The following is a 22,401-nucleotide window of genomic DNA, read 5'->3' as shown; positions in this document are numbered from 1 at the left end:
TGCGTGGAGGACGAGGAGCTGCTCATCGCCATTGCCAACACCGCGCACGGGGAAGGCGACGAGCTCGCCGACGGCCGGTCGGTGCGGCGATGGTGGCGGGCCCTCGGCGGCGCCGGTGCCGCGCGGCCGGCGAGTGCCGAGGCCGTGGCGGTGCTGCGGGACCTGCGGGCCGTGATCCGCGCGCTCGCCCTGCGCAACAACGGCATCGACGCCCGCGTGGACGGCGCCGGGCTTGCCGGCCTCACCCTGCGGCCCGACCTCGGCGGCGGCGTCCCCGGGCTGCGGGCCGAGGGCCGGGGCGACCTCGCGCGGGACATCGGCGCCGCCACCGTCGCGGCGTTGCTGCGCGCGTCGGGCCGGCCGTCCTGGCCCCGGCTGAAGGCGTGCCGGGGCGAAGGGTGCCGCTGGGTGTTCCTCGACGGCTCCCGCAACACCTCCCGGCGCTGGTGTGACATGGCGGCCTGTGGCAACCGGGCCAAGTCCACGTCGTTTCGCAGCAGGCATCGCAGTACCACCGAAGCTTGAAAGGTTTGTCATGTCGGCACTGTTCTGCGACACCGACCTGGCCCGGCGCATCGAAGGCGCCGAGGCCGGGTTCATCACCGCTGCGCTTGCGGCGGCCCAGCGGCGTACGGGCGGGGCGGGGTTCGCCATGCCGGTCGCCGGGGGCGTGGCCGGCTTCGCGGAGCCGGACTCGCCGTGGAACAAGGTCGCGGGGCTCGGCTTCGCCGGTGTGCCGGACGAGGACGAGCTGGCCCGGATCGAGGATGCGTTCGCCGAGCGCGGCGCGGCGGTGCAGGTCGAGCTCAGCAATCTCGCCGACCCGGCCGTCGGTGAGCTGCTGACCGGCCGCGGCTACCGGCTCGCGTCGTACGAGAACGTGCTCGGCCTGCTCGTCAGCGGCGGGGACAGCGAGCGGGTCACGCCGCCCGGTGTGCAGGTGCGCCCGAGCGGGGACGACGAGTTCGACGTGTGGCTGGAGGTGATCCTCGACGCCGTCGCGCACCCCGACACCGAGGGCCTGCCGTGGCTCGACGACTTCCCGCGCCAGGTCGTCGCCGACGCCGAGCGTGACATCGCCGCCACCGGTGCCCGCCGCTACCTCGCCCTCGTCCACGGCGTTCCGGCGGGCGGCGCGAGCATGGGCATCCGCGACGGCATCGCGAGCTTCAGCGCCGGCACCGCGCCCGCCTTCCGCCGCCGCGGCGTGCAGAGCGCCCTGCTGGCCGCCCGCCTCGCCGACGCGGCCGCCGACGGCTGTGAGCTCGCCGTCGTCACCACCCAGCCGGGCTCGCCGTCCCAGCGCAACGTCCAGCGCCGCGGCTTCGAGCTGCTCTACACGCGGGCGGTGCTCATCCGCTGACCGGGCTCGGCCCGCCGTCGCTGCCGGTGCCGCAGGGCCAGGCCGGCCGCGACGACGGCGAGGGCGGTGCCGTAGCCGATCCGCTGGGCGGTGTCCGTGGCCAGGCCGAGGTCGGGGGCGAACTGGGCGAGGTACGCGGCCGCGGCGACCGTGAGCCACTCCCACGGTGCGCCGTAGGCGACGAGCATGACGAGCAGGAGGGCGTACCACGGGTAGCCGGGCGCGGCGACCAGCAGCGTCGCGGTCACCATCGCGGCCGCGGCCCGCCACGGTCGGTCCGGGTCGGCCCGCCGCCAGACCAGGATCGCGGCTGCGGCCAGGATCGCGGCGGCCACGGGCGGGGTCAGCGGCGCCGGGAGCACGGCACTGAGCAGCGCGAAGCGGGACCCGTCGGCGTAGCCCTCCTCGTGGAGGTACCCGGGCAGGTAGCCGAGCACCGCCGGCCCGACGGCGAGGACGTGCGGCAGGTAGACGGCGGCGACCGCGCCCACGGCGGCCAGGCCCACGGCGAGCGGGCGGCGGCGCAGCAGGGCCGGGGCGAGCAGCGCGGGCGTGAGCTTCGTGGCGACGGCCAGCCCCCAGGCGATCCCGCCGGGCACCGCGCGGCCGCGGGCGAGCAGCCACACGGCGACGGCGGCCAGGCCGACCGCGACGACGTCGACGTGCGCGTTGTTGCCGGCCTCGAGCGCCACCATCGGGCACCACGACCACAGCACGGCCCGGCGCGGGTCGCGGCCGAGGGCGGCCAGGGCGCGCCACAGCAGCGCGCCGACGGCGAAGGCGAACCCGGCCATCACCAGCTGCAGTCCCCGGACGCCGGGTGCGACAACGGCGACGGCCGCAAAGAGGCCCTCGGCGACGGGCGGGTAGATCGTCGGCACGGTCGGCCGGTTGATCCGGGTGCAGGCGCCGTCCGGGACGCACCAGTGCGCGTCCGGCGACCACAGCGGGGCGTCGCGCAGCGGGGCGAGCTCGGGGGCGGCGGGCGGGTACCGGTACGGGTCGACCCCGGCGAGCTGGACGCGGCCGTCCCACAGGTAGCGGTACAGGTCGTCGCTGCTGTCGGGCGGGCCGGTGGCCGCGGTCAGGGGCAGCAGCACCCCGCCGAGCAGGACCAGGACGAGCGCGGTGCGCCGCTCCAGCCGGGTCACGAGCCACGCGCCGGCCGCGAACGGGGCGAAGGCCAGCAGGTACCAGCGGCCGGGCAGCAGCAGCGCGGCGGCGGTCGCGGCGAGCGCGACGGCGGCGGCGACGGCCCTGATCCGGTGGCCGGTCACCGTGCCCGCCCGCGTCGCCGCAGCCACCCGGCCGCGATCCACGCCCCGGTCGCCGCGGCGACGATCGCCAGGATGAGGAGGAGATTGCGGCCGTAGTGCTGCGGGAACGCCGACGGGTTGTCGGCGATGCGTCCGGCGCCGATGACGAACGGCAGCGCGACCGCGCTCACCGCCGCGGCGATGACGAGGGCCGTCCGCGCGGGGGTCCGGGCCGGTGCCGGGATGTATCGGGTGACGAGCGCGCCGACGGCGAGCACCAGCGGTACCACCACGAAGTCATGGGCGACGAGGACGGCCGCGGCGAAGGCGAGCCGGCCGGCCAGCTCGGTGACGGGCGCCTCGACCCAGCCGGAGACGCCGTAGGCCACCAGCGCGAGGCCGCCGGCCAGGAGCAGGATGCGCAGCAGTCTCACCGGTCCACCACCGTGATCGCGGCGATCCACTTGGTCTGCAGCACGCCGGGGCGGTTGGGGGCGATGAGCCGGCACGGGAACCCGTGGTCGAGGTGCAGCGGTTCGTCGTCGAGCCGCAGCGCGATGAGGGTCAGGGGGTCGCGGGCCGGGCCGGGCTCGACGACCGACTCGCGGTAGGGGCCCTCGGGCTGCAACGACTCGATCCGCACCGGCCGGTCGGTGTGCTCGGCCCCGACCAGGCGCAGCAGGTCCACGAGCCGCACGCCGGACCAGGTGCCGGTGGCGCTCCACCCCTCGACGCAGGCGATCGGCAGCTCGACCGTCGTCTGCGGCAGCGCCTCGAGGTCGGCCAGGCTGAGCGCGTGGCGGCCGCCCGGTCCGGTGACGGTCAGCCGGTACGCCGCGTCGGCCCGCGCGACCTGCGCCGCGGCCGCGGTCTTGTTCACCGGCAGCCCCTGCGGGCCGACACCGGGCAGCCGCGGCGCGAGCAGCGACAGCCGCCCCAGCGGCGCGAACGTCTGCCCGATCGTCGCCACGGTGACGGTCGCGGCGGCGGCCCCGGCGATGGTGAGCACCCGGCGGCGGGCCGGGTCGGGCGGCCTGGTGGCGGCCCGGGCGACCGGCAGCTTCGCGGCGAGGTGGAGCAGGACGGCCCCGCCGAGCAGGTACGCGGTCCAGTAGTGGGCGCCGACGAACCCGAACGGCATGGCCGAGTACCAGTACGCGATGTTGAGCACGCCGGTGACGAGCTCGAAGACGGCCGCGGCGGACAGCAGCGCGACAGCGGCCCGGTCCAGGGCGTGGCCGGCCCCGCGCACCGGCGGCCAGGCGAACAGCTTGGGGAAGACCGACCAGACCTTCGCGGTCAGCAGCGGGATCGACGCGAGGCCGCTGGCGATGTGCAGGCCCTGGGTGATGCGGTAGAGCTGCACCGGGCGCGACGGCCAGTGGAACCACGCCGGCGGATGCTGGATCAGGTGGCTCAGGACGCCGGTGAGCAGGCAGATCCCGAACGCGATGCCCAGCCACATCCCGAGCCGCGCGGTGAGCCACCGCGACCGCAGCGGGCTGGTGAACCGGGCCGGGAGCGAGCGGGCCAGGGTCAGAGGGTCAGGCGGACGAACCATCGGCCGGCCTCCGTCCAGGTCTCGACGAGCCGCAGCGCGGCGCGGGCGGCGATCGCGGCGACGTCGTCGGCGGCGACGAACGCCCAGGGGAACGGTGCGCTGACCCGGCCGGGCCCGGCCAGCGCGACCGGGCCGTGCCAGGTGCCGGCGCCGGGCGGGTCGACCTCCGCCAGGACCGTCCCGGCCGGGCCGACGAGGCGGCGGCACCGGCGCAGCAGGCGGGCCGGGTCGCCGCCGATGCCGATGTTGCCGTCGGCGAGCAGCGCACCCGGCCAGGCGCCCTCACCGGGCAGCGGGTGGAACAGGTCGCGGTGCAGGACCGGCGCGCCGCGGCGGCGCGCGTAGCGGACGGCCTGCGGGCTGACGTCGACGCCGAGGACCCGCCGCCCGCTGGCGTGCAGGGCGGCGGCGAGACGTCCGGGGCCGCAGCCGAGGTCGACGGTGCCGTCCGGGCAGCGGGCCAGCAGCGAGCCGTCGCCGGGCCGGTGCCGGGTGTGCCAGGCGCCCGCGTCCAGCGCCCGGACCGCGACGCCGTCCGGGCCGAGCAGGTGCAGGCCGGCCGGCTCCCCGCGCTCGGCCCGGCGCAGGGCGGCCCCGAACACCGCCACCGGCGCCGTCATGCGGCGGCCCGCACGGCGGCGAGGGCGCGGGCGAAGCGGGTGCCGGGGCGGGCGTCGGCGGCCGCGCAGGCGTCCGGCGCCGTGTCCACGTCGCGCATCGTCGCGGTGGTGACCACGCGCAGGCCCCGGGCGGTGAGCGCGGCGTGCGTGCGGGCGAAGGTGTCAGCCGTGGACATCGGGACGCCCGGGAGCACCGCCGCGGCCGCCGGGTCGCGCAGCGCGAGGGTCCACCAGCCGCCGTCCTCCGCCGGCCCGAGCACCGCATCGGCGCCGGTGAGCGCGGCCGCCGCGGCGATGACGTCGGCGATGCCGAGCTGCGGCGTGTCCATGCCGACGAGGAGGGTGGCGACGCCGGGGCGGGCCGTGTCGGCGAACGCGGCGGCGAGCCGCTCGCCCAGCCCCTCGCCGCGCTGCTCGATGCGGGCCCAGCCGGCCGGGGCGGGCAGCGGGCCGTCGGCGACAAGGGTGCGGGCGACCGCCGGGACCGCGGTGAGGACCTCCACGGTGTCGGCGATCGCCGCCGCGGCGAGGTCGGCCGCCTGCTGGAGCGTCCACGGCGGGCAGAGCCGGGTCTTGACCCGGCCGGGCAGCGGGGCCTTGGCGAGCAGCAGCAGCTGGATGCGGGGCACGGTCATGACGCCCTCCGCTTCGCTCCGGGCGCACGACCGCCGAGCTGCGCCCATGATGACCGGCCCCTCCGCAAGCTCCGGACCGGTCATGACGCCCTCCGCTTCGCTCCGGGCGCACGACCGCCGAGCTGCGCCCATGATGACCGGCCCCTCCGCAAGCTCCGGACCGGTCATGACGCCAGCACCCGGCTCATGTCGCGGACCGCGCGCAGCGTCCCGCGGACCGTGCCGGTGACCTTGGACCGGCCGCCGGCCGTGCGCGGTGCGTAGTCGACGTCGACCTCGCCGATGCGCCAGCCGGCCGCGGCGGCCCGGACCATCATCTCCAGCGGGTAGCCGAAGCGGCGGTCGGTAAGCGCCAGGGCCAGCAGCGCCTCGCGGCGCGCGGCCCGCATCGGGCCCAGGTCGTGCACGATCATGCCGGTCGTGCGGCGCAGGCGCCAGGACACCACCGCGTTGCCGGTCCGCGCGTGCAGCGGCCAGGCGCCCCGGGCGGTCGGGCGGCGCCGGCCGAGCAGGAGGTCGTGGGTGCCGGCGACGATCGGGGCCGCGACCCGGGGCAGCTGCCGCGGGTCGAACGAGCCGTCGGCGTCCATGAAGCACACGACGTCGGCGGTGGCCGCGGCCAGGCCGGCGTGCGCGGCGGCGCCGAAGCCCCGCGGCGTGGCGTGCACAACGGTGGCGCCGAGTGCGGCGGCGATCGCGGGTGAGCCGTCACCGGAGCCGTTGTCGGCGACGATCGCACGGTAGCCGTGCGGCATCCGGGACAGCACCCACGGCAGGGCGGCGGCCTCGTCGAGGCAGGGCAGGATCACATCGGGCACGGTCCGGACGCTACGGACGAATGCGGCGCAGAGGTCTTACGAGGCGCTGACAGACCATTACGAACCACGAACGTGGCCGGTCCCGGCGCTCGGCGGGCCATAGCGTGACCGGCATGCGGATTCTTGTCACCGGCGCGGCCGGGTTCATCGGCGGGCACGTCGCCGACGCGCTGCGCGCGGCCGGGCACGACGTCACCGGGCTCGACTCGCTGCACCCGATGGCGCACCGGGCCACGCGGCTGCCGGACGGGGTGCGCCGCGGCGACGTGCGCGACGCGGCGACGGTCGCGGACGCGCTCGCGGGCGTGGACGTGGTCGTGCACCAGGCGGCGGTCGTCGGGATGGGCGTCGACCTGGCCGACCTGCCGGAGTACGTGGGCAGCAACGACCTCGGGACCGCGGTCCTGCTGGCCGGGATGGCCCGGGCGGGCACGCGCCGGCTGGTGCTGGCCAGCTCGATGGTGGTGTACGGCGAGGGCGCCTACACCTGCCCGGAGCACGGCGCGGTGCCGCCGGCCGAGCGCACCGCCGCGGACCTGGCCGCCGGGCACTTCGAGGCCCGCTGCCCGACCTGCGCCGCGGTCCTGGAGCCGGGCGAGGTCGACGAGGACGCGCCCCTGCGGCCGCGCAGCGTGTACGCGGCGACGAAGGCCGCGCAGGAGCACCTCGCCGCGGCGTGGGCGGGCGCGAGCGGCGGCTCGGCGGTGGCGCTGCGATACCACAACGTGTACGGGCCGGGGATGCCCCGCGACACCCCGTACAGCGGCGTGGCCGCGATCTTCCGCTCGGCCCTCGAGACCGGCCGGGCGCCGCGCGTCTTCGAGGACGGCGGCCAGCGCCGCGACTTCGTCCACGTCACCGACGTCGCCGCCGCCAACGTCGCCGCGGTGTCGGACACGGGCGGGGGCGGGGGCTTCCGGGCGTACAACGTCTGCTCCGGTCACCCGACGACCGTGGGGGCGATGGCCGGCATCCTGGCGGCGGCGATGGCCGGCCCGGAGCCGGTCGTGACCGGCCAGTTCCGGGCCGGCGACGTGCGGCACGTGGTGGCCTCACCGGCCCGGGCCCGGCGCGACCTGGGCTTCGCGGCGGCGGTGGTGCCGGACGAGGGCATCCGCGGGTTCGCCACGGCAGCACTGCGCGACTGACCGCGGAGCCCTCGTCCGGTGGTTACGGCGTGTAGGTGACGGCCGGGTAGTCGGCCTGGGCCTGGACGAACTGGGCCTGCCAGTCGGCGGGCCAGCCGCCGAAGGCGGTGGTGGCCAGCGGCTTCAGGTTGACGCCGGCGGCGCCGCTCCAGAAGTGCACGAACTCGCCCCAGTTGAGGTCGCGGGCGTAGACGCCGTCGAACTTGTGGAAGTTCTGGGCCAGCAGCTGGAAGAACTTGTTCAGGGCCAGCTTGCCGCCGTAGTTCTGGTAGATCGGGTAGAACCAGTCGCGGAACCAGAACGTGTTGGCGACCGGGAAGTTGTCCGACGTCGCGAGCTTCGCGTTCTTCCAGCGGGTGGCGTCGGTGGTGCGGCCGGTGCCGAGGTAGCAGTCGTACTGGAAGATCTCGGCCCACTTGCTGTCGTGCCAGATGGCGTAGGCCGGGGAGCCGTTGACGCCGAAGGCGGTGAACTCGACGGCGTGGTTCATCTCGTGGGCGATGACGTCCTCGTTGAGGTCCGTGTTGGCCCAGCCGTCACCGCTCATGTCGTTGACGTCGCGGAAGAGGGTGTTGGGGTCGAACTGGCTCAGCGCGAAGCCGCCCGAGCCGGCGCCGTCGTGCATGACCTCGTACAGGCGCTGGCCGCTGAGCTCGCCGTAGTTGGCCTGGACGTACTCCCAGATCTGCTTCGCGTAGTCCTTCGCCCACGTCAGGTCGGTCGAGGCCAGGCCCGGGTCGCGGTAGACGGCGATGTTGGCGTCGTAGTAGTACCGGGTGAGCACCTCGTTGGGGGCGTGCCACGTCTCCGTCCACGAGGCGGCCGGGGTGGCGCTCGTCGTGGTGTTGTCGACGGTGACCCAGGCGGAGTTGCCGGCCACGCCCTCGGCCCGCACGCGGTAGTAGTAGTGGGTGCTCGCCGGCAGCTTCAGGTTGAAGTACTGCGTGGTGCTGCCCGGCAGGACGGCCAGCGCCGACCAGGTGGTGCCGTTGGTCGAGCGCTCCACGCGGTACGCGGTCTCCCAGCGGGTGTTGTCGGTCCAGGTAAGGCGGATGACGTCGCTGCCCGGGGTCGCGGTGAACCCGCTCGGCGCGGCCGGGGCCGGGGTCGTGGCGGTGGTGGTGCCGAAGATCTTCCACTCGCCGAGCTGCATGTTCGTCGAGCCGTTGGTGGCGGTCACGCGCAGCCGGTAGTACCGGTACGAGGCGGTGTTGCTGAAGGTGTACGTGTTCGTGTGGAACCCGGTGATGAACGTCTGGTTGGTCCGGGTGTCGAGCGCGGTCCACGTGGTGCCGGTGGTCGACGCCTCGAACACCCAGCTGCGCGGGTCGCGGTCCGGCCAGTCGTTGGCCGACGTGAGGGAGTAGCTGGTCACCACGGCCGCGGTGGCCGCCTCGAACTGGATCCAGCCGGCGCCGCTGAACGTGAAGTACTTGCGGTACGGCGTGTTGTCGATGACCTTGTCGACGCTCTCGGAGCCGGTGGTCGTGCCCCACTGGTCGGTGATGGTGCCGGGCATGTCGGTGATGTCCACCGCGGCCGCGAGCCGCACGTCGCCGATGCGGCCCGGTGTGCCGGCGGCGAGCAGGAGGATCGCGGCGAAGGCGGCGAGGCCTGGCCACGCCAGGTTGGATCGGCGCGGACGCGGCTTGTCGAATGGCATGCGCAAGGAGCCCCTCTCCCGTGGTCGGAGCGCACGGGGAGACACAGCCTTCAGCAGCACCCCCGTGCACGCCAAACGCTAATCAGGAAATAGGCGACGGTCAATGTGATAGATGTGAATGAATTGGCCGGCGGCGGCTCAGACGCCGCAGGTCTCGGGGACCGTGAGGTTCACGGTCGTGGGGCCGGAGACCGTCGTGTCGCGGCTCGCGGCGCTGCCGGGGCAGGCGTGCAGGGTGTACAGCACCGTCACCCGGACCCGGGCCGGTGCCGACACGCGCGCCGTGTACGTGCCGTCGGCCGCGGCGTCCACCTGGGACAGCACCTCGAACGTGCGCGCGTCGACGAGCGCGACGGTCGCCGTCTGCGGGGTACCCCCGAAATCGCCTCTGATCTGTCCTTGCACGACGGTGCCCCGGTCGAGGGCGACGCCCGGCCGGTCCGAGACCTGGCCCGCGTAGGACGGCTGCGTGAAGGTGAGCGTCCACCGGTACGGGCCCAGGCGGTCGATCGTGTAGCGGCCGGCGCTGTCGGTCGTCGCCTCCGGCACATACGTGCTCACGGATGCGCCGGCCACCGCGGCGCGGGTAGAGCGGTCGGTGACCGTGCCGGTGATGGTGCGCGCGGTGTCGTACCGGACGGTGGTCGCGGTCGTGCCGCCGGCGATCGGCGCCAGCGTCTGCGCGGCCGCCCGCGAGCCGACGCCGCCGCGCGGGCCGACCCACTGGGCGCCGTGCGTGCCGTCGGAGGCGCTCGCGAAGACCGCGTACGGCTCGGCGTGGACCCGGTGCAGCGTGACAGTGCCGTGGCCGCAGTCGCCGGCGGTCCCGGCGTACGGCTCGGGCGCGCGGCTCGCCGGCACCAGGTTGACGCAGCCGTCGACGGGCGCGCCGGTGGCCGCGTCCACGAGCGCGAACGTCATGGTCGCGCCGGCTTCCAGCCGGGCCCTGACGGCGGCGGAGCGGCCGGCCGTGACCCGGGCCGGCACCGTGGTGTCGAGGTGGCTGCCGTCGGTGACCTTCACGTCGAGCGGGCCGGCGCCGACGGCGGGGAACGTGACGGTGCCGGTATCGGTGCAGACCGGCGGGAGGTACACGAAGGGCCCGCTCGTCTCGGCGCAGAAGGTGGACAGCGCCGCGCCGGTGCGCGCATCGACGGCGCTGACGGTGACCGAGCCCGGTGCGGTGAGCGCGTCGTCGACGGTCGCCGTGGCGCCGGCGGCGACCGTCACAGGGGCGGCGCCGGCCGGTGCGGGTGCCCCGGGCGCCCACTGCGCCTGGGTCTGCGTGCTGAAGCCGACCCGGTAGCGGCCGGTCCACGCGGTCAGGAACCAGGTGCCGTCGGCGGCGGTGGTGGCCCGGAACTGCCGGTCCCGGGTCGGGTCGGCGACGGTGACGCCGGCCGCGGGCACCGGGTGGCCGGCGGCGTCGGTCAACCGGCCGCGGACGGTCCCGCTCGGCAGCTGCCGCTCGTCCAGGACCAGGTCGGCGCCGGCGGCGACGGTGAGCACGTCCGCGGTGCGCTCGGACTCCCGGCCGCCCGACCACTGGTCCAGGCCGTGGCCGGCGGGGGCGGTGAACTGCACCTTGTACCGCCCCGGGTAGACGAACATCCGGAACGTCCCGTCGGCCCGGGCCGAGGTGGCGACGTTCTCGGCCGGGCTGCTCTGCGAGAACGCGGTGATCGTCGGCGCCGCGACGGGCCCGGCGGCGTCGGTGAACCGGCCCGAGATCGTGGCCAGCGGCAGCAGCGCCTCGTCGACGGTGGTGCTCCGGCCGGCCGCGACTGTCACGGTGTCGGCCAGGGTCGCCAGCTTCTGCCCGCGCACCCACTGCCGCGGCGCCCCGCGCTCGGCGGCGCTCACGAACTCGCGGTAGCTCCCGGCGGCCACGTACGGCAGCCGGTAGGCGCCGCTGTCGTCGGTGAGCACGCGCGCGAGGTCGGCGGCCGACCCGGGCCGGGCGATCCCGACGAGCGCGCCGGCGGCCGGCGCGCCGGTGGCCGTGGTGACGTGCCCGGCGAGCGATCCGTGCGCGATGACGGTGTCGTCGATCCCTCCCGTCGTCTGCCCGTCGGCGACAATGATGCTCGTGGCGGCGGCGAAGTCGGTCCGCCCCGGATAGAACTGCTCGAGCCCGCCCGGCAGGCTGAACCTGAGCCGGTACGTCCCCGGCGCCACCCCCTCCAGCCGGAACGTGCCGTCGGCGCCGGTGACGGTCGTGGCGAGGCTCACCGGGAACGTGTCGAGCAGCAACGACACCGTCGCCCCGGCCACCGGCGCGCCCGCCTCACCGAGGCTTCCGGCGACCGCGCCCGGCCCCGCGGCCAGTGCGGGCGGCGGTGCGGGCAGCGCGGCCACCAGTCCGGCGACGGCGGCGATCACGAGACGGCGCAGCGAGCGAGCCATGGCAGCCTCCCGGCCACGGGGGAACGTCGGGCGCAGTCTGGACCACACCCCGCGGCCCTCACACCCGGCCGCGGCGCCGCCCGGGACTGAACAGCGCGGACACCACCGAGTGCGATGAAACATACACAGCAAGTGATCATCTTGTACTCGTCAGGCGAACCGATCGCCAACCTGCGACGACGGAAAACGGTATGATGCAAGCGATCTAGGTGATGCGGTGACACCTTGACGGCTGCCCCCGGGTGCGTCACGCTCCGAGACCTTGGCCCTCTTCGCCCCGCTGGAGCCGCGATGAGCAAGCACCGAGCTGTGGCCGCACTCTCCGTCCTGCTGTCCGCCCTGACCGGCGCCGCCATCGGCGCGCCCGCGCACGCGTCGGTCGTGGGCCCGGCGTCACCACCCGGCACGCCCCGGCCCTGGCCGCCGACTCCTCCGGCAAGCTCTACGTGGCCTGGACCGACACCACCGACCACCTCAACGTGGCCCGGCTGAGCCAGGAGGCCTGCGCGAGCACCCACACGCTGAGCCTGTCGATGCGCACGGTCCTGCCGCAGACGTCGGCCTACGGCCCCGGCCTGGTGTTCGACACCACCGACGCGGGGCTCGGGATGCTCATCGCCTGGGTCGCCCCCGACGCCGCGCACACGCTCACCGTTGGCCGATGGGTGGGCTCCACCGCCCTGGTGCAGCTGTCCACAGTGAACACCGGCGGGGCCTACCCGACCTCGGGGCCCGTCCTGTCCGCCGCCACCAGGGCAGCACCTACGGCTGGTTCAACCCGGCCGGCAACCTCGTCGTGGACAGCCGCTTCGCCGTCGCCCGGCACACCGCCGGGCGGTGAGCACGGCGGTGTTCCCTCCGCCGGGCGGGACCGGCCGGCTCACAGCCCGATCAGGAGCAGGACCCCGGCGGCGACCAGGCCGATCTCGACGAGCGCGACGAAGACGCGGTCGCTGATCCGCCCGACGATCCGCCTGCCCACCCACGCCCCGGCCAGCGTGGCCGGCGTCAGGGCCGCGCCGTACAGCAGCACCCGGGCGGTGATGAGGTCGCCGGCGCCGTACGCGGCAAGCTTCGACAGGTGCAGCGTCAGCGCGGCGGCGGCCTCGGTGCCGATGTACGCCGCGCGCGTCAGCCCGTAGGCGAGGAAGAACGGGGCCGTCAGAGGCCCGACCGAGCCCAGCAGCGCCGAGCCCAGCCCGGAGGCGGCCCCGACCCCGGCGAACGCGGCGTCGGCGGGCTTGCGCGGCTGCGGGTTGAGCCGCCGCCACACGACCATGCCGATCAGGAACCCGCCGAGCAGCCGCTGCAGCGCACCGAGCGGGGCCCGGGCCAGCAGCAGACCGCCGGCGATCGCGAACGGCACCGCCCCGGCGGCGAACCAGCCGATCAGCCGCCACCGCAGCTCCCGGCGGTTCAGCCAGGCCCGTGACGCGTTGCTCGACAACTGCGTCAGCGTCAGCATCGGTACCGCCACCCGCAGCCCGAACAGCGCGGTGAACACGGGCAGCAGCAACACCCCACCGCCGAACCCGGCCACCGCGGACAGCAGCGACAGCCCGAAGGCCGCCGCCGACGCCGCCGTCAGGGTCAGCAGTTGCGTGAGCGACACGGCGCCCAGCCTGCCACGCGCCGGACCGGCGGCGGGCGTGCGGGCACTCGCTACGGTGAATGCCATGGGTGATCCGCTGCGGCCGAACCTGCTGACGAAGATGCGTGCCTCGCTCGCCGGGGAGCGTGACGCCGTGATCCTCGAGGCGCTGCGCGGGGCCGGCCGGATGGCCTACGACGAGCTGCTGGCGGCCGAGAAGGCCCGCGACGAGCTCGCCGCCGCCGGGGTCAACCTGTGGGACGCGCCACCGGCCGTCGGCAGTCAGCTGGTGGCGGCCTGGAACGCGTTCGTGCTGCAGACGCTCGGCCAGCAGTTCCTCGACGCCGACTACTCCGCCAACCCGCGGACCGTCGGGTGCGTCCCGGCCGTCACGTTCGACCAGGTGTCGACGTGGTTCAGCGCCGTCGAGGGCTGGATCTCGCGCGGCCGGCAGGCCCGGGTCAACCCGGACTACGACATCACCGCCGAGCTCGCGCTGCCGGCCGCGCTCCCGGCGTGGGCCGAGGTCGAGCCGTGCCCGCCGGAGCACCTCGCCGCGCTGCTGGCCGCGGTCCCGCCCGTGCGCGAGCACGTCGACGTCGCGCTGTACTCGCTCGAACGGGCCGGCGTCCCGGCCGGTCGGCAGCCGGCCGTCAACCGGCTCAAGCAGCTCGCGGCGGAGGCGGCCGCCGCCGCGGACTACGCCGTCGGGCTGCGCAGCGTGCGGTACAACGCGGTGCTGCACGAGCTGGTCGAGAACAACCTCAAGCAGGCCCTCGAGCTGTGGTTCCACGCGGGCCAGCTGGCGGCCATGCCCCGGCTGCTCGACGACTACCGCCCGATCCGCCCGTCCGGCCGCCCCGATCCGGCGTCACTGCCCGGCGGCGCCCGCTTCGACCCGTGGTGCCTCACCGACCGGCTCACGCTCAAGCGCTGGCAGAAGGACAGGAAGGCGAAGCAGGCGATCGCCGAGCTGTGGCAGTATGACCCGGACCCCGCCGCGACCCTGGCCCTCAAGGCCCAGATCGACGCGCTCGTGACTGCCGGGGACATCGCCGTGTTCCGCACGCGCGACGGCAGTAGCTGCTACTACGAGTGCCCGTGGTCGCCGCTGTACGAGGTGCGCCGCCCGGTCCGCATCGCCGGGCGCGACCTGCGGGTGCTGCAGCAGTTCGCCCTGCGGGCCGCGGCCGACGAGGTCGCGCAGGGCAAGCCGTTCCAGCGTGGCATCGTCGTCGGCCCGTTCCAGACCACCGACGAGGTGGAGTACTGCGACCCCGACGGCCTGCACTGAGCGCCGCCGGGCCGCGGTGAGACGGTGGGTCACGCGGATCGGGCGCGGCCGGTACGCTGCGCGTGTGCGGCCCGCCTCCCTGCTCATGGCAGTCACTGTCACCCTCGTGGCGCTGCTCGGCCCGGCGGCGCCCGCGCTCGCCGGAGCCGGCGGTGCGGTGCCCGCGCGGCTGTACGCGGCCAACAACTGCGGGCAGGCGCGCAGCGACAAGCTCACCGAGACGCCCTGGCCGCTGCTGCGGCTGCGCCCGGCGACGGCGTGGCAGCTGTCCCGCGGGGCCGGCGTGACGGTGGCGGTCATCGACTCCGGCGTGTCCGACCAGCACCCGAAGCTGGCCGGGAAGGTCTTTCCCGGCAAGGACTACACCGGCGGCACCGACGCGACGTGTGACGCGGTCGGGCACGGCACCGTCGTCGCGGCCATCATCGCCGGGCGGGACACCCCCGACGCCACGTTCTCCGGGATCGCGCCCGACGCGCAGATCCTGCCGCTGCGGGTGCTGGCGGGCAAGGACACCAACGACCCGCGGGAGCCGGCCATCGTGGCCCAGGCGATCCGCGACGCGATCACCGCGAACGTCCAGGTGATCAATCTCTCGCTGGAGATCCGCAACCCGACCCAGGAGCTGGCCGACGCGGTCAAGTCGGCGATCGACCACAAGATCGTCGTGGTGGCGGCGGCCGGCAACGAGGGCGCCGCGGCGAGCAACGGGCAGCCGGTCTTCCCGGCGGCCTATCCGGGGGTCATCGCGGTCGCCGGCACGGACCGGCAGGACCAGCGGGTGGCCACGTCGAGCTCCGGCGACTTCGTCGACGTGGCCGCACCCGGCGTGGACATCATCGGGCCGGCGCCGCGCGGCGGCGGGTTCGGGCTGCTGGAGCAGGGCGGCACCAGCTTCGCGGCGGCCTACGTCTCCGGGGTCGCGGCGCTGATCAAGTCCTACAACCCGGACCTCACCCCGTATGACGTGACCCAGCGGGTCCGCCGCACCGCCGACCACCCGCCCCAGGGCAGCAACGACCAGGTCGGCTTCGGCGTGGTCAACCCCTACGAGGCCGTCGCCTCGGTCTACAAGAGTGTGCGCAGCGCGGAGGCGGCTCCGCCGGGCCGCCTGACCTCGCCGAAGGACCGGGTCGACTCCGAGGCGTCCCTGCGCCGGGCCGCCTGGGCGATCGCCGCGGGCGCGCTGCTGCTTGCGGTCCTCGTGCTGCTCGCGGCACCGGTACTGCGCCGGGGCCGGGCCCGGCAGTGGCGCGCCGGGCGAGCGGCCGGGCCGGCCGGGCCGGCGCCGGCGAAGGACGGGTTCCAACCGGTCGTCGGCCGGCCACTGAGCATCACCGCGACGTCCGGGCGCCGGGCCCTGGACGCGCCCGCCGGGCCGGGGGCCCGGGTGCCGCAACTGGGCGGAGCCGACGCTCACCGGGGCCGGACGGGGCGCCCGGGATGACCGGCCGTGTCCATTTTTCGCGGTCGATGCCGACGGGTCGCCGCCGGGTGGCCCGCCTGCGTTAAGGTGCAGGCATTCGGCGGCGTTCACACGGGGGTAGGCGATGGGCACAGACGACGACGTCAAGCATGTGATGCGCCGCATCACACCCGACACGGGCGTGCCGACGCAGGTCGACATCAAGTCCCTCGAGAACGCGGCGCCCTGGCTCGACGACCTCCGGGCCTACGTCCACGACCACCTGGTCAAGCAGGTCGCCGTCATGGTCATGAACGGCGCCGACGTCAAGCTCTTCTTCGGCGGCCTCGAAGGCGCCGCGGACATGTCGAAGCAGCACAACGACTACATGAGGGCAATGATCTCCTCATATCAGGACATCGCGCACGCCCTCGACGTCGCGTCGAAGGCCACCAAGCAGATCGCGCAGAACTACCGGGACGCCGAACACAACAACGAGCTCAACGTCAAGGCGGTCGAGAAGGCGTTCACCGGCGACAGCTCGGCCGGTGGGCCGGCCAGCGACGCGGGGACCATCTGATGGCCGACCTGAGCTGGGAGGAAATGGTCAACCGGGTCTGCGTCGCCGGCCGCCCGGGCGTCCTCGAGTCGTACGCCGGCGGCGTCGAGACCATCTTCAAGAACGCCCAGACGGTCGCCGACAGCCTGCGCGACGGCATCAAGGACCTCAAGGAGAAGTGGAAGGGCGACGCGGCCGAGGACTACTTCGGCAAGCTGGAGAAGATCGCCAAGGCCATCGAGAAGACGGCCGAGGGCAACGCCGACGCCGCGCCGCTGCTGAAGGACGCGGCGGCCGCGCTGAAGTACGGCCAGGACAACATGCCGGTGCCCATCGACATGCTCGACAACGTCCAGGGCCATGCCGACGACCTGAACAGGGCCAACGGCATCGGCGGTGACGTGGCGCTGGCCGACCTCACCGTCAGCACCGCCGGCGTGGGCCTGGTGGTCTACGGACTCCTGCCCGGCGAGTTCCGCCAGAAGCTGATGAACGGCATCGGCGACGTGGCCCGCGAGGCGCTCGGGGGGATCAGCTCGAAGATCGACGACTGGCTCAACGACCGCACCGGTGAGGCCGAGGCGGTCTACCAGTACGTCAACCGCACCTACACCAGCACCGCGGCCGGCTCGGACAAGGCCGTGCCCGTGCAGACAGGTGTCACCAACACCACTACCCAGTTCCCCGGCGGCACCAAGTTTCCGGGTGGCGGCGGTGCCGGTGCCGGGGTCGGCGGCCTCGGCAGCGGCGCGTTCGATCCGGCCGCGTTCGATCCGGCCGCATCCGCGGGCGGCATCGGCGGGCTGGACCCGGCCGGGACCGGCTCCGGCTTCGACCCGGGCGGCGTCGGCACCGGCACCGGCTCGGGCTTCGACCCGAACGCCGACCCGCTGAGCAGCCTGGCCGGCGCCGGCGGCGGCCTCGGTGACCTCGGCGGCGCCGGCGGTGGCCTCGGCGGTGGCCTCGGCGCCGGGGCGGGCGGCGGCCTGGGCGGCCTCCCCGCGGGCGCCCTCAGCGGCGGCACGGGCCGGCCGGTCGCCGGGCCCCAGCTGCCGATGGGGCTGGGCGGGATGTCCAGCGCGGGCGCCGGCGCGCGCGGCGCCGGCGCCAAGGGGCGCGGCGGCATGATGGGCGGCGGCGGGCACGGCGCCGGTGCACACGCCCCCGAGGACGAGCGCGGCACCTGGCTGACCGAGGACGAGGACCCGTGGGGCGGCGACGCCGACGCGCCGCCGTCGGTCCTGGGCTGACCTGAGCGATCGCGAAGAGGACGGATGACGAGGCTGACCGTGCGCCGCACGATCGCGGCGACCCTGGCCGTGCTGGCCGGGCTCACCGGCCCGGTGCTCTGGGCCGGGCCGGCGCAGGCCGACCCGGTGCGCCAGTACCAGTGGTACCTCACCCCGCTGAAGTTCACCGAGGTGCACCAGATCACCAAGGGCGCGGGCGTGGTCGTGGCCGTGGTCGACACACCCATCTTCGAGGGCCACCGCGACCTGAAGGGCCAGCTGCTGCAGGGCACCTCCACCGGCGGCGGCCCGGCCAACGGCTGGGGCGCCGACAACCCCGGCAACGCCCACGGCACCGAGGTGGCGAGCCTCATCGTCGGCAAGGGCGGCGGCGACGACCATCTGCTCGGCATCGCCCCGGCGGCGAAGATCCTCCCCGTCGCGAACTCCAACGGCGGCAACGGCACCAGCATCACCACCGCGTCCGGCATCAAGTGGGCCGCGGACCACGGCGCCAAGGTCATCAACCTGTCGAACGGGCACAACGGCAGTGCCACCGACGAGGAGACCGAGGCGATCCGCTACGCGATCGCCAAGGACGTGGTCGTGGTGGCCGGCGCCGGCAACCGCGGCGAGGGCATGGACGCAGTGATCTCACCGGCCAACATCCCCGGTGTCGTCGCCGTCTCCGGCGTCGAGCAGGGCGGCAACTTCTGGTCCGGCTCGACGTACGGCCCGGAGACGGTCGTCGCGGCGCCCGGATCGCAGATGTCGGTCGCGGGCGACTCCACGACGTTCCCCTCCGGCTACGGCCTCGCCGACGGCACAAGCCTCTCGACCGCGATCGTCTCCGGCGTGGTGGCGCTTATCCGGTCCAAGTTCCCGCAGATGAACGCGGCCAACGTCATCAACCGGCTGATCCGCACGGCCCGGGACAACGGCAACCCGGGCCGCGACCCGAAGTTCGGCTTCGGCACCATCCAGCCCCTCGCGGCGCTGACCGCCGACGTGCCCGCCGTCGACACGAACCCGCTCAGCGGCCCGGCGGCCGGCCAGCCCGGCCCGTCGTCCACCGCGGTGAAGCCCTCGCCCCCGGCGCTGGGCGGGCATCTGAACGTCGGGCGGCTCGTCGCACTCATCGCCTGCCCGGTGGTCGCGCTCGGCGCGCTGCTCGCGGTGATCATCGTGGCCGCGCGGCGGCGCAACCGCCGGCCGGTGCCGCCGCCCGCTACCGCGCAGTGGCCCGGGCCGCCGGGGGGAGTGCCGCCGCCGCAGTATCAGCCGCCTCCGCCGCCGCCATCGACCGGCTCGTTCCGGCCACCACCGAACTGGCCGCCGTCCGACGATCCGGGCCGACGGCAGTGAACCGCCCGGCGCGGCTCGCGGTGGCGGCCGTGGCGGCCGGGCTGCTCGGCTCGGTGCTGACGGGCGCGCCCGCCCACGCCGCGCTCGACGTGCGGGCGGCGCAGTGGTTCCTGGGCCCGTACAAGATCGCGCAGGCCCAGCAGGTCAGCAAGGGGGCCGGGGTGACGGTCGCGGTCATCGACAGCCCGATCTACGCCACCCACGCCGACCTCAGCGGCCAGGTCCAGAAGGGCGGCACGACCGCGTCCGGCGGACCGGCCGACGGCTGGGGCCCCGACGACCCGGGCGTCGTGCACGGCACCGGCGTCGCCAGCATCATCGCGGCCAAGGGCGGCAGCAACGAGCACCTGCTCGGCATCGCGCCGGGCGCGAAGGTCCTGCCGGTGGCCAACTCCACCGTCACCGGCAACTCCAACGCGCAGACCACCGCGGACGCCATCACGTGGGCGACCGACCACGGCGCGAAGGTCATCAACATCTCGCTCGGGCACGTCGGCGAGGCCCACGACTACGAGATCGAGGCCGTGCGCTACGCGCTCAGCCACGACGTGGTCGTGATCGCCGGCATCGGCAACACCACGGCGGGGATCCAGGAGCCGCTGTCGCCGGCGTCGATCCCCGGCGTCGTCGCGGTCGCCGGCGTGGACCAGACAGGCAGTCTGTGGTCCGGGTCGACGCGGGGTGCGGCCGCGGTCATCGCCGCGCCGGCCACGAAGATCCCGGTGGCGGTACCGCCGTCGAAGTCGCCGTCGACCTACGGCACCGCCGACGGCACGAGCGCGTCGACCGCGATCGTCTCCGGTGTCGCGGCGCTCATCCGAGCCAAGTATCCGCAGCTCAGCGCGGCGAACGTGATCAATCGACTGATCCGCACGGCCAAGGACGCGGGCACACCGGGCCGCGACGGCGACTACGGATTCGGCGTGATCCAGCCGCTGGAGGCGCTGACCGCCGACGTACCCCAGGTGAGCGCCAACCCGCTCGGCGGCGAGGCGCCCTCGGCCCCCGCATCGGCCGGTGCGGGCCCGACGGCCGCGGCCCCGGCCCCGGCCCCCGCGTCCGGCGCCGGCGTCCCGACCGCGCTCGTGATCGGCGGCGCCGTCGGAGCCGGGCTGCTGGCCGTGCTGGTCGTGGTGGTCCTGCTGATCGTGCGCGCCTCCCGGCGCCGCCGCCCCGCCGGCCCGCCCGGATATCCGCCGCCGGGCTACCCGCCGTCGGGATACCAGCCGCCGGGCCACCCGTCGTCGGCGGGCTACCCGCCGCCGTATCCACCGCCCGGTCAACCACCGGCGAACCCACCGGGAGGGACCGACCGTGCGGGCTGAATATCAGGCACACCTCGACGAGCTGCTGGCGCAGTACCGGCAGGCCCGCGACAACATCGGCCGCATGCAGCGCGAGATGGCCGAACTGAGCGCCACCGCGCAGTCGGAGGACGAGCTGGTCAAGGTCAGCGTCGACCACCGCGGCGAGCTGACCAAGGTGGAGATCAACCCGCGGGCGTTCCGGCTGCTCGACTCCGTCACCCTCGGCGAGACGATCGTCACGACGACGAAGGCCGCGACCGCCGACCTGCGCCGGCGGGTCCAGGAGCTCGTCGCCCCGCACGCGCCGAACTTCGCCGGCCTGTCCGGGATGGGCGCCGACTTTGACGTGACGAAGATCTTCCCGGAAGATCCACAGGACATGCCCGGCCTGCGTGACCTGCGCCGGGGTGCCGCCGGTGGACCGCCGGCAGCCGGTTAGGAAGGGACGGCGAGCATGTTCTCCTGGGCGGCGACCGTCAAGCTGGCCGGCGAGATCGACAGGGATCGCCTCGACAGGCTGCGAGAGCTGCTGCACCTCAAGCCGGAGGGCCGGCTCGGCGACGCCTACGACGACGTCCTCGGCACGGGGACGCGCGAGGTGCCCGGCGGGCGGGTGCAGATCGTGCTGTACCGCCACGACCTCGACGGCCCGTGGGAGTTCCACATCAACGCCGAGGACCAGCCGGCCGCCGACTCGCTCGCCTCCCTCGTCGACGAGGTGGGCGCCGCGGCCGTCCGGGCCGGCCTGGCCGTGACCGGAGTCCAGTGGCGCGACCCGGCGCGGGGCGGCCCGCAGTGACACGTGTCGCTAGGCTGTCGGGGACGAATGGCACGGAAACGGGGAAGGCATGAACGCTACGGAGCGCAGCGGAGTGGCCGCTCATCATGAGTGCAGGGCGGTGCTCAGGCCGGTGCCGGAGCTTGCGGGGGTGGCGGCATGAGCGGTACGGAGCGCAGCGGAGTGGCCGCTCATCAGTGTTGCAGGGCGGCGCTCAGGCCGGCGCCGGAGCTTGCGGAGGTGGCGGCATGAGCGGTACGGAGCGCAGCGGAGTGGCCGCTCATCAGTGTTACAGCTTGGAGCTCAGGGCGGCGCCGGAGCTTGCGGGGGTGGCGGCATGAGCGGTACGGAGCGCAGCGGAGTGGCCGCTCATCAGTGTTGCAGGGCGGCGCTCAGGCCGGTACCGGAGCCTGCGGAGGTACCGGCATGAGCGGGTACTGGATCGACGTGCCGGGGGTGAAGTCCTCCGCCAAGTCCTTCACCGACCTGAGCGACCGGATGCAGCAGGTGTTCCAGAAGCTCAAGAGCGGGCTGGCCGCCGAAGGGGAGTGCCAGGGCCACGACCAGTACGGCGAGGCGTTCGACAAGAACTACCAGGAGCCCAAGGAAAACGCGCTGGAGTTCTTCCCGCAGATGGTCGACGGCATCAGGGACATGGGCGCCGGCCTGATCGAGATGGCCGACACGACAGCCCGCGGCGAGGACACCAACGACAAGAAGTTCCTGACGTGACAGCCCCGCTGCGCATGGCCGGGGTGTTCGACGCGACCGACGCCGAGGGCCCCTACTTCTCGGCCGACCGCCGCCGCGTGCTCGACCCCGCCGAGCGGGAGTCGCTGGCCCGTTATCTGGAGACCGCGCCGATGGTACTGCGAGCGTCGGGCTTCGAGACCGACCCGCTGGACCCCGGTGCCGGGGAGGTCGTGCCGCTGAGCTACCGCACCGACGGGGTCTGGGTGTGGCAGGAGGCCTCCGCCTACTACCTGCGCGCTCGCGGCTGCGCGCCCGACGACGACCTCGTGGCCCACATCGCGGCGGCGGGCTACCGGCCTCCGGCGTCGGTGCCGGACGACGTGCGCGACGCCGCCTCGGACATGGCCATGACGGCGGACCCGCCGGAGCAGCTCACCGGGCGGCGGGCCGCGCAGTACTTCGCGATCGTCGACCACCCCCGCTACCCGGCGACCGCCCCGGCCGGACTGCTGCGGCAGTGGCGCACCGACGAGGGCGTCCGCCGCGACCAGGTGCTGCCCCGGTCGATGCGCTGGGAGCACACCGGCGCGTTCGTGCAGAACGCGCGCAGCGGCGAGGACGACTTCGAGGAGATCCCGTCCCGGGTGGCGGCCCGCATCGCCGACGACTGGTGGGCGCAGTGGCGCCCCGATCAACCCGGCTCCTGACCG

General features: G+C 74.7%; 23 protein-coding genes. 14 read left to right on the top strand and 9 right to left on the bottom strand.

All coding sequences use genetic code 11. The annotated features are described in order from the left end of the window. Nucleotides 1-3 precede the first annotated feature (3 nt). Nucleotides 4-525: a CGNR zinc finger domain-containing protein gene (locus Dvina_RS30970; RefSeq protein ID WP_223092853.1), complete on the top strand. Its 522-nt coding sequence runs from the start codon at nucleotides 4-6 to the stop codon at nucleotides 523-525. 10 nt (nucleotides 526-535) lie between these two features. Beyond that, a complete protein-coding gene (locus Dvina_RS30965) occupies nucleotides 536-1,363 on the top strand; it encodes a GNAT family N-acetyltransferase (protein ID WP_223092852.1) in 828 nt (275 codons plus the stop codon). Here the strand turns inward: Dvina_RS30965 and Dvina_RS30960 are convergent. The 6 genes from Dvina_RS30960 to Dvina_RS30935 form a co-directional block, all read right to left on the bottom strand. Beyond that, entirely contained in the window at nucleotides 1,336-2,667 is a 1,332-nt protein-coding gene (locus tag Dvina_RS30960; protein WP_223092851.1) for a glycosyltransferase 87 family protein, read from the bottom strand. The genes Dvina_RS30965 and Dvina_RS30960 overlap by 28 nt on opposite strands. Beyond that, entirely contained in the window at nucleotides 2,637-3,053 is a 417-nt protein-coding gene (locus tag Dvina_RS30955; protein ID WP_223092850.1) for a hypothetical protein, read from the bottom strand. The genes Dvina_RS30960 and Dvina_RS30955 overlap by 31 nt, the downstream gene beginning before the upstream one ends. Continuing rightward, nucleotides 3,050-4,180: a molybdopterin-dependent oxidoreductase gene (locus tag Dvina_RS30950; RefSeq protein WP_223092849.1), complete on the bottom strand. Its 1,131-nt coding sequence runs from the start codon at nucleotides 4,178-4,180 to the stop codon at nucleotides 3,050-3,052. Before Dvina_RS30950 ends, Dvina_RS30955 begins: the two co-directional genes overlap by 4 nt. Next, nucleotides 4,156-4,800, bottom strand: coding sequence for a methyltransferase domain-containing protein (locus Dvina_RS30945; RefSeq protein WP_223092848.1), 645 nt, complete (start codon nucleotides 4,798-4,800; stop codon nucleotides 4,156-4,158). The genes Dvina_RS30950 and Dvina_RS30945 overlap by 25 nt, the downstream gene beginning before the upstream one ends. Continuing rightward, nucleotides 4,797-5,435, bottom strand: coding sequence for a TIGR04282 family arsenosugar biosynthesis glycosyltransferase (locus tag Dvina_RS30940; RefSeq protein ID WP_223092847.1), 639 nt, complete (start codon nucleotides 5,433-5,435; stop codon nucleotides 4,797-4,799). Before Dvina_RS30940 ends, Dvina_RS30945 begins: the two co-directional genes overlap by 4 nt. A gap of 164 nt (nucleotides 5,436-5,599) precedes the next feature. After that, nucleotides 5,600-6,253 carry a glycosyltransferase family 2 protein gene (locus Dvina_RS30935; RefSeq protein ID WP_223092846.1) on the bottom strand — a complete coding sequence of 218 codons (654 nt, stop codon included), beginning with the start codon at nucleotides 6,251-6,253 and terminating at the stop codon, nucleotides 5,600-5,602. Nucleotides 6,254-6,366: 113 nt separating this feature from the next. Here Dvina_RS30935 and Dvina_RS30930 point away from each other — a divergent pair, with 113 nt between their 5' ends. After that, on the top strand, nucleotides 6,367-7,401 hold the full coding sequence (locus Dvina_RS30930; protein WP_223092845.1) for an NAD-dependent epimerase/dehydratase family protein: 1,035 nt from the start codon (nucleotides 6,367-6,369) through the stop codon (nucleotides 7,399-7,401). Nucleotides 7,402-7,423: 22 nt separating this feature from the next. Here Dvina_RS30930 and Dvina_RS30925 read toward each other — a convergent pair whose 3' ends face one another. Beyond that, entirely contained in the window at nucleotides 7,424-9,064 is a 1,641-nt protein-coding gene (locus Dvina_RS30925) for a fibronectin type III domain-containing protein (protein WP_223092844.1), read from the bottom strand. A gap of 138 nt (nucleotides 9,065-9,202) precedes the next feature. After that, a complete protein-coding gene (locus Dvina_RS30920) occupies nucleotides 9,203-11,470 on the bottom strand; it encodes a carboxypeptidase regulatory-like domain-containing protein (protein WP_223092843.1) in 2,268 nt (755 codons plus the stop codon). Nucleotides 11,471-12,131: 661 nt separating this feature from the next. Between Dvina_RS30920 and Dvina_RS30915 the strand changes: the two genes are divergently transcribed. Then, on the top strand, nucleotides 12,132-12,311 hold the full coding sequence (locus Dvina_RS30915) for a hypothetical protein (RefSeq protein ID WP_223092842.1): 180 nt from the start codon (nucleotides 12,132-12,134) through the stop codon (nucleotides 12,309-12,311). A 39-nt stretch (nucleotides 12,312-12,350) separates the two neighbouring features. Here the strand turns inward: Dvina_RS30915 and Dvina_RS30910 are convergent, their stop codons facing one another. After that, a complete protein-coding gene (locus Dvina_RS30910) occupies nucleotides 12,351-13,082 on the bottom strand; it encodes a sulfite exporter TauE/SafE family protein (protein WP_246655429.1) in 732 nt (243 codons plus the stop codon). A 64-nt stretch (nucleotides 13,083-13,146) separates the two neighbouring features. Between Dvina_RS30910 and Dvina_RS30905 the strand changes: the two genes are divergently transcribed. From Dvina_RS30905 to Dvina_RS30860, 10 genes are all read left to right on the top strand, one after another. Continuing rightward, on the top strand, nucleotides 13,147-14,355 hold the full coding sequence (locus tag Dvina_RS30905) for a hypothetical protein (RefSeq protein ID WP_223092840.1): 1,209 nt from the start codon (nucleotides 13,147-13,149) through the stop codon (nucleotides 14,353-14,355). A 64-nt stretch (nucleotides 14,356-14,419) separates the two neighbouring features. Continuing rightward, nucleotides 14,420-15,802, top strand: coding sequence for a type VII secretion-associated serine protease mycosin (gene mycP / locus Dvina_RS30900; RefSeq protein ID WP_223092839.1), 1,383 nt, complete (start codon nucleotides 14,420-14,422; stop codon nucleotides 15,800-15,802). A gap of 103 nt (nucleotides 15,803-15,905) precedes the next feature. Next, the gene (locus Dvina_RS30895; protein WP_223092838.1) at nucleotides 15,906-16,340 is read left to right on the top strand and encodes a hypothetical protein; all 435 of its coding nucleotides are present in this window, start codon (nucleotides 15,906-15,908) and stop codon (nucleotides 16,338-16,340) included. Further along, complete coding sequence (locus Dvina_RS30890) at nucleotides 16,340-17,569, top strand: WXG100 family type VII secretion target (protein ID WP_223092837.1); 1,230 nt, start codon at nucleotides 16,340-16,342, stop codon at nucleotides 17,567-17,569. Before Dvina_RS30895 ends, Dvina_RS30890 begins: the two co-directional genes overlap by 1 nt. A gap of 24 nt (nucleotides 17,570-17,593) precedes the next feature. Beyond that, on the top strand, nucleotides 17,594-18,913 hold the full coding sequence (locus Dvina_RS30885; protein WP_223092836.1) for a S8 family serine peptidase: 1,320 nt from the start codon (nucleotides 17,594-17,596) through the stop codon (nucleotides 18,911-18,913). Beyond that, nucleotides 18,910-20,238 (top strand): S8 family serine peptidase, encoded by a 1,329-nt coding sequence (locus Dvina_RS30880; protein ID WP_223092835.1) that lies wholly within the window; start codon nucleotides 18,910-18,912, stop codon nucleotides 20,236-20,238. Before Dvina_RS30885 ends, Dvina_RS30880 begins: the two co-directional genes overlap by 4 nt. After that, nucleotides 20,228-20,659: a YbaB/EbfC family nucleoid-associated protein gene (locus tag Dvina_RS30875; protein ID WP_223092834.1), complete on the top strand. Its 432-nt coding sequence runs from the start codon at nucleotides 20,228-20,230 to the stop codon at nucleotides 20,657-20,659. The genes Dvina_RS30880 and Dvina_RS30875 overlap by 11 nt, the downstream gene beginning before the upstream one ends. Nucleotides 20,660-20,674: 15 nt before the next feature. Next, the gene (locus Dvina_RS30870; RefSeq protein WP_223092833.1) at nucleotides 20,675-21,019 is read left to right on the top strand and encodes a hypothetical protein; all 345 of its coding nucleotides are present in this window, start codon (nucleotides 20,675-20,677) and stop codon (nucleotides 21,017-21,019) included. 405 nt (nucleotides 21,020-21,424) lie between these two features. Continuing rightward, nucleotides 21,425-21,730: a hypothetical protein gene (locus tag Dvina_RS30865; RefSeq protein WP_223092832.1), complete on the top strand. Its 306-nt coding sequence runs from the start codon at nucleotides 21,425-21,427 to the stop codon at nucleotides 21,728-21,730. Then, nucleotides 21,727-22,398 (top strand): hypothetical protein, encoded by a 672-nt coding sequence (locus Dvina_RS30860; RefSeq protein ID WP_223092831.1) that lies wholly within the window; start codon nucleotides 21,727-21,729, stop codon nucleotides 22,396-22,398. The genes Dvina_RS30865 and Dvina_RS30860 overlap by 4 nt, the downstream gene beginning before the upstream one ends. Nucleotides 22,399-22,401: the final 3 nt, after the last annotated feature.

The organism is Dactylosporangium vinaceum (assembly GCF_019904175.1).
Lineage (GTDB): Bacteria > Actinomycetota > Actinomycetes > Mycobacteriales > Micromonosporaceae > Dactylosporangium > Dactylosporangium vinaceum.
Note: the sequence above shows the minus strand (reverse complement) of the source record. Positions and strands in the feature narration are given on the sequence as shown.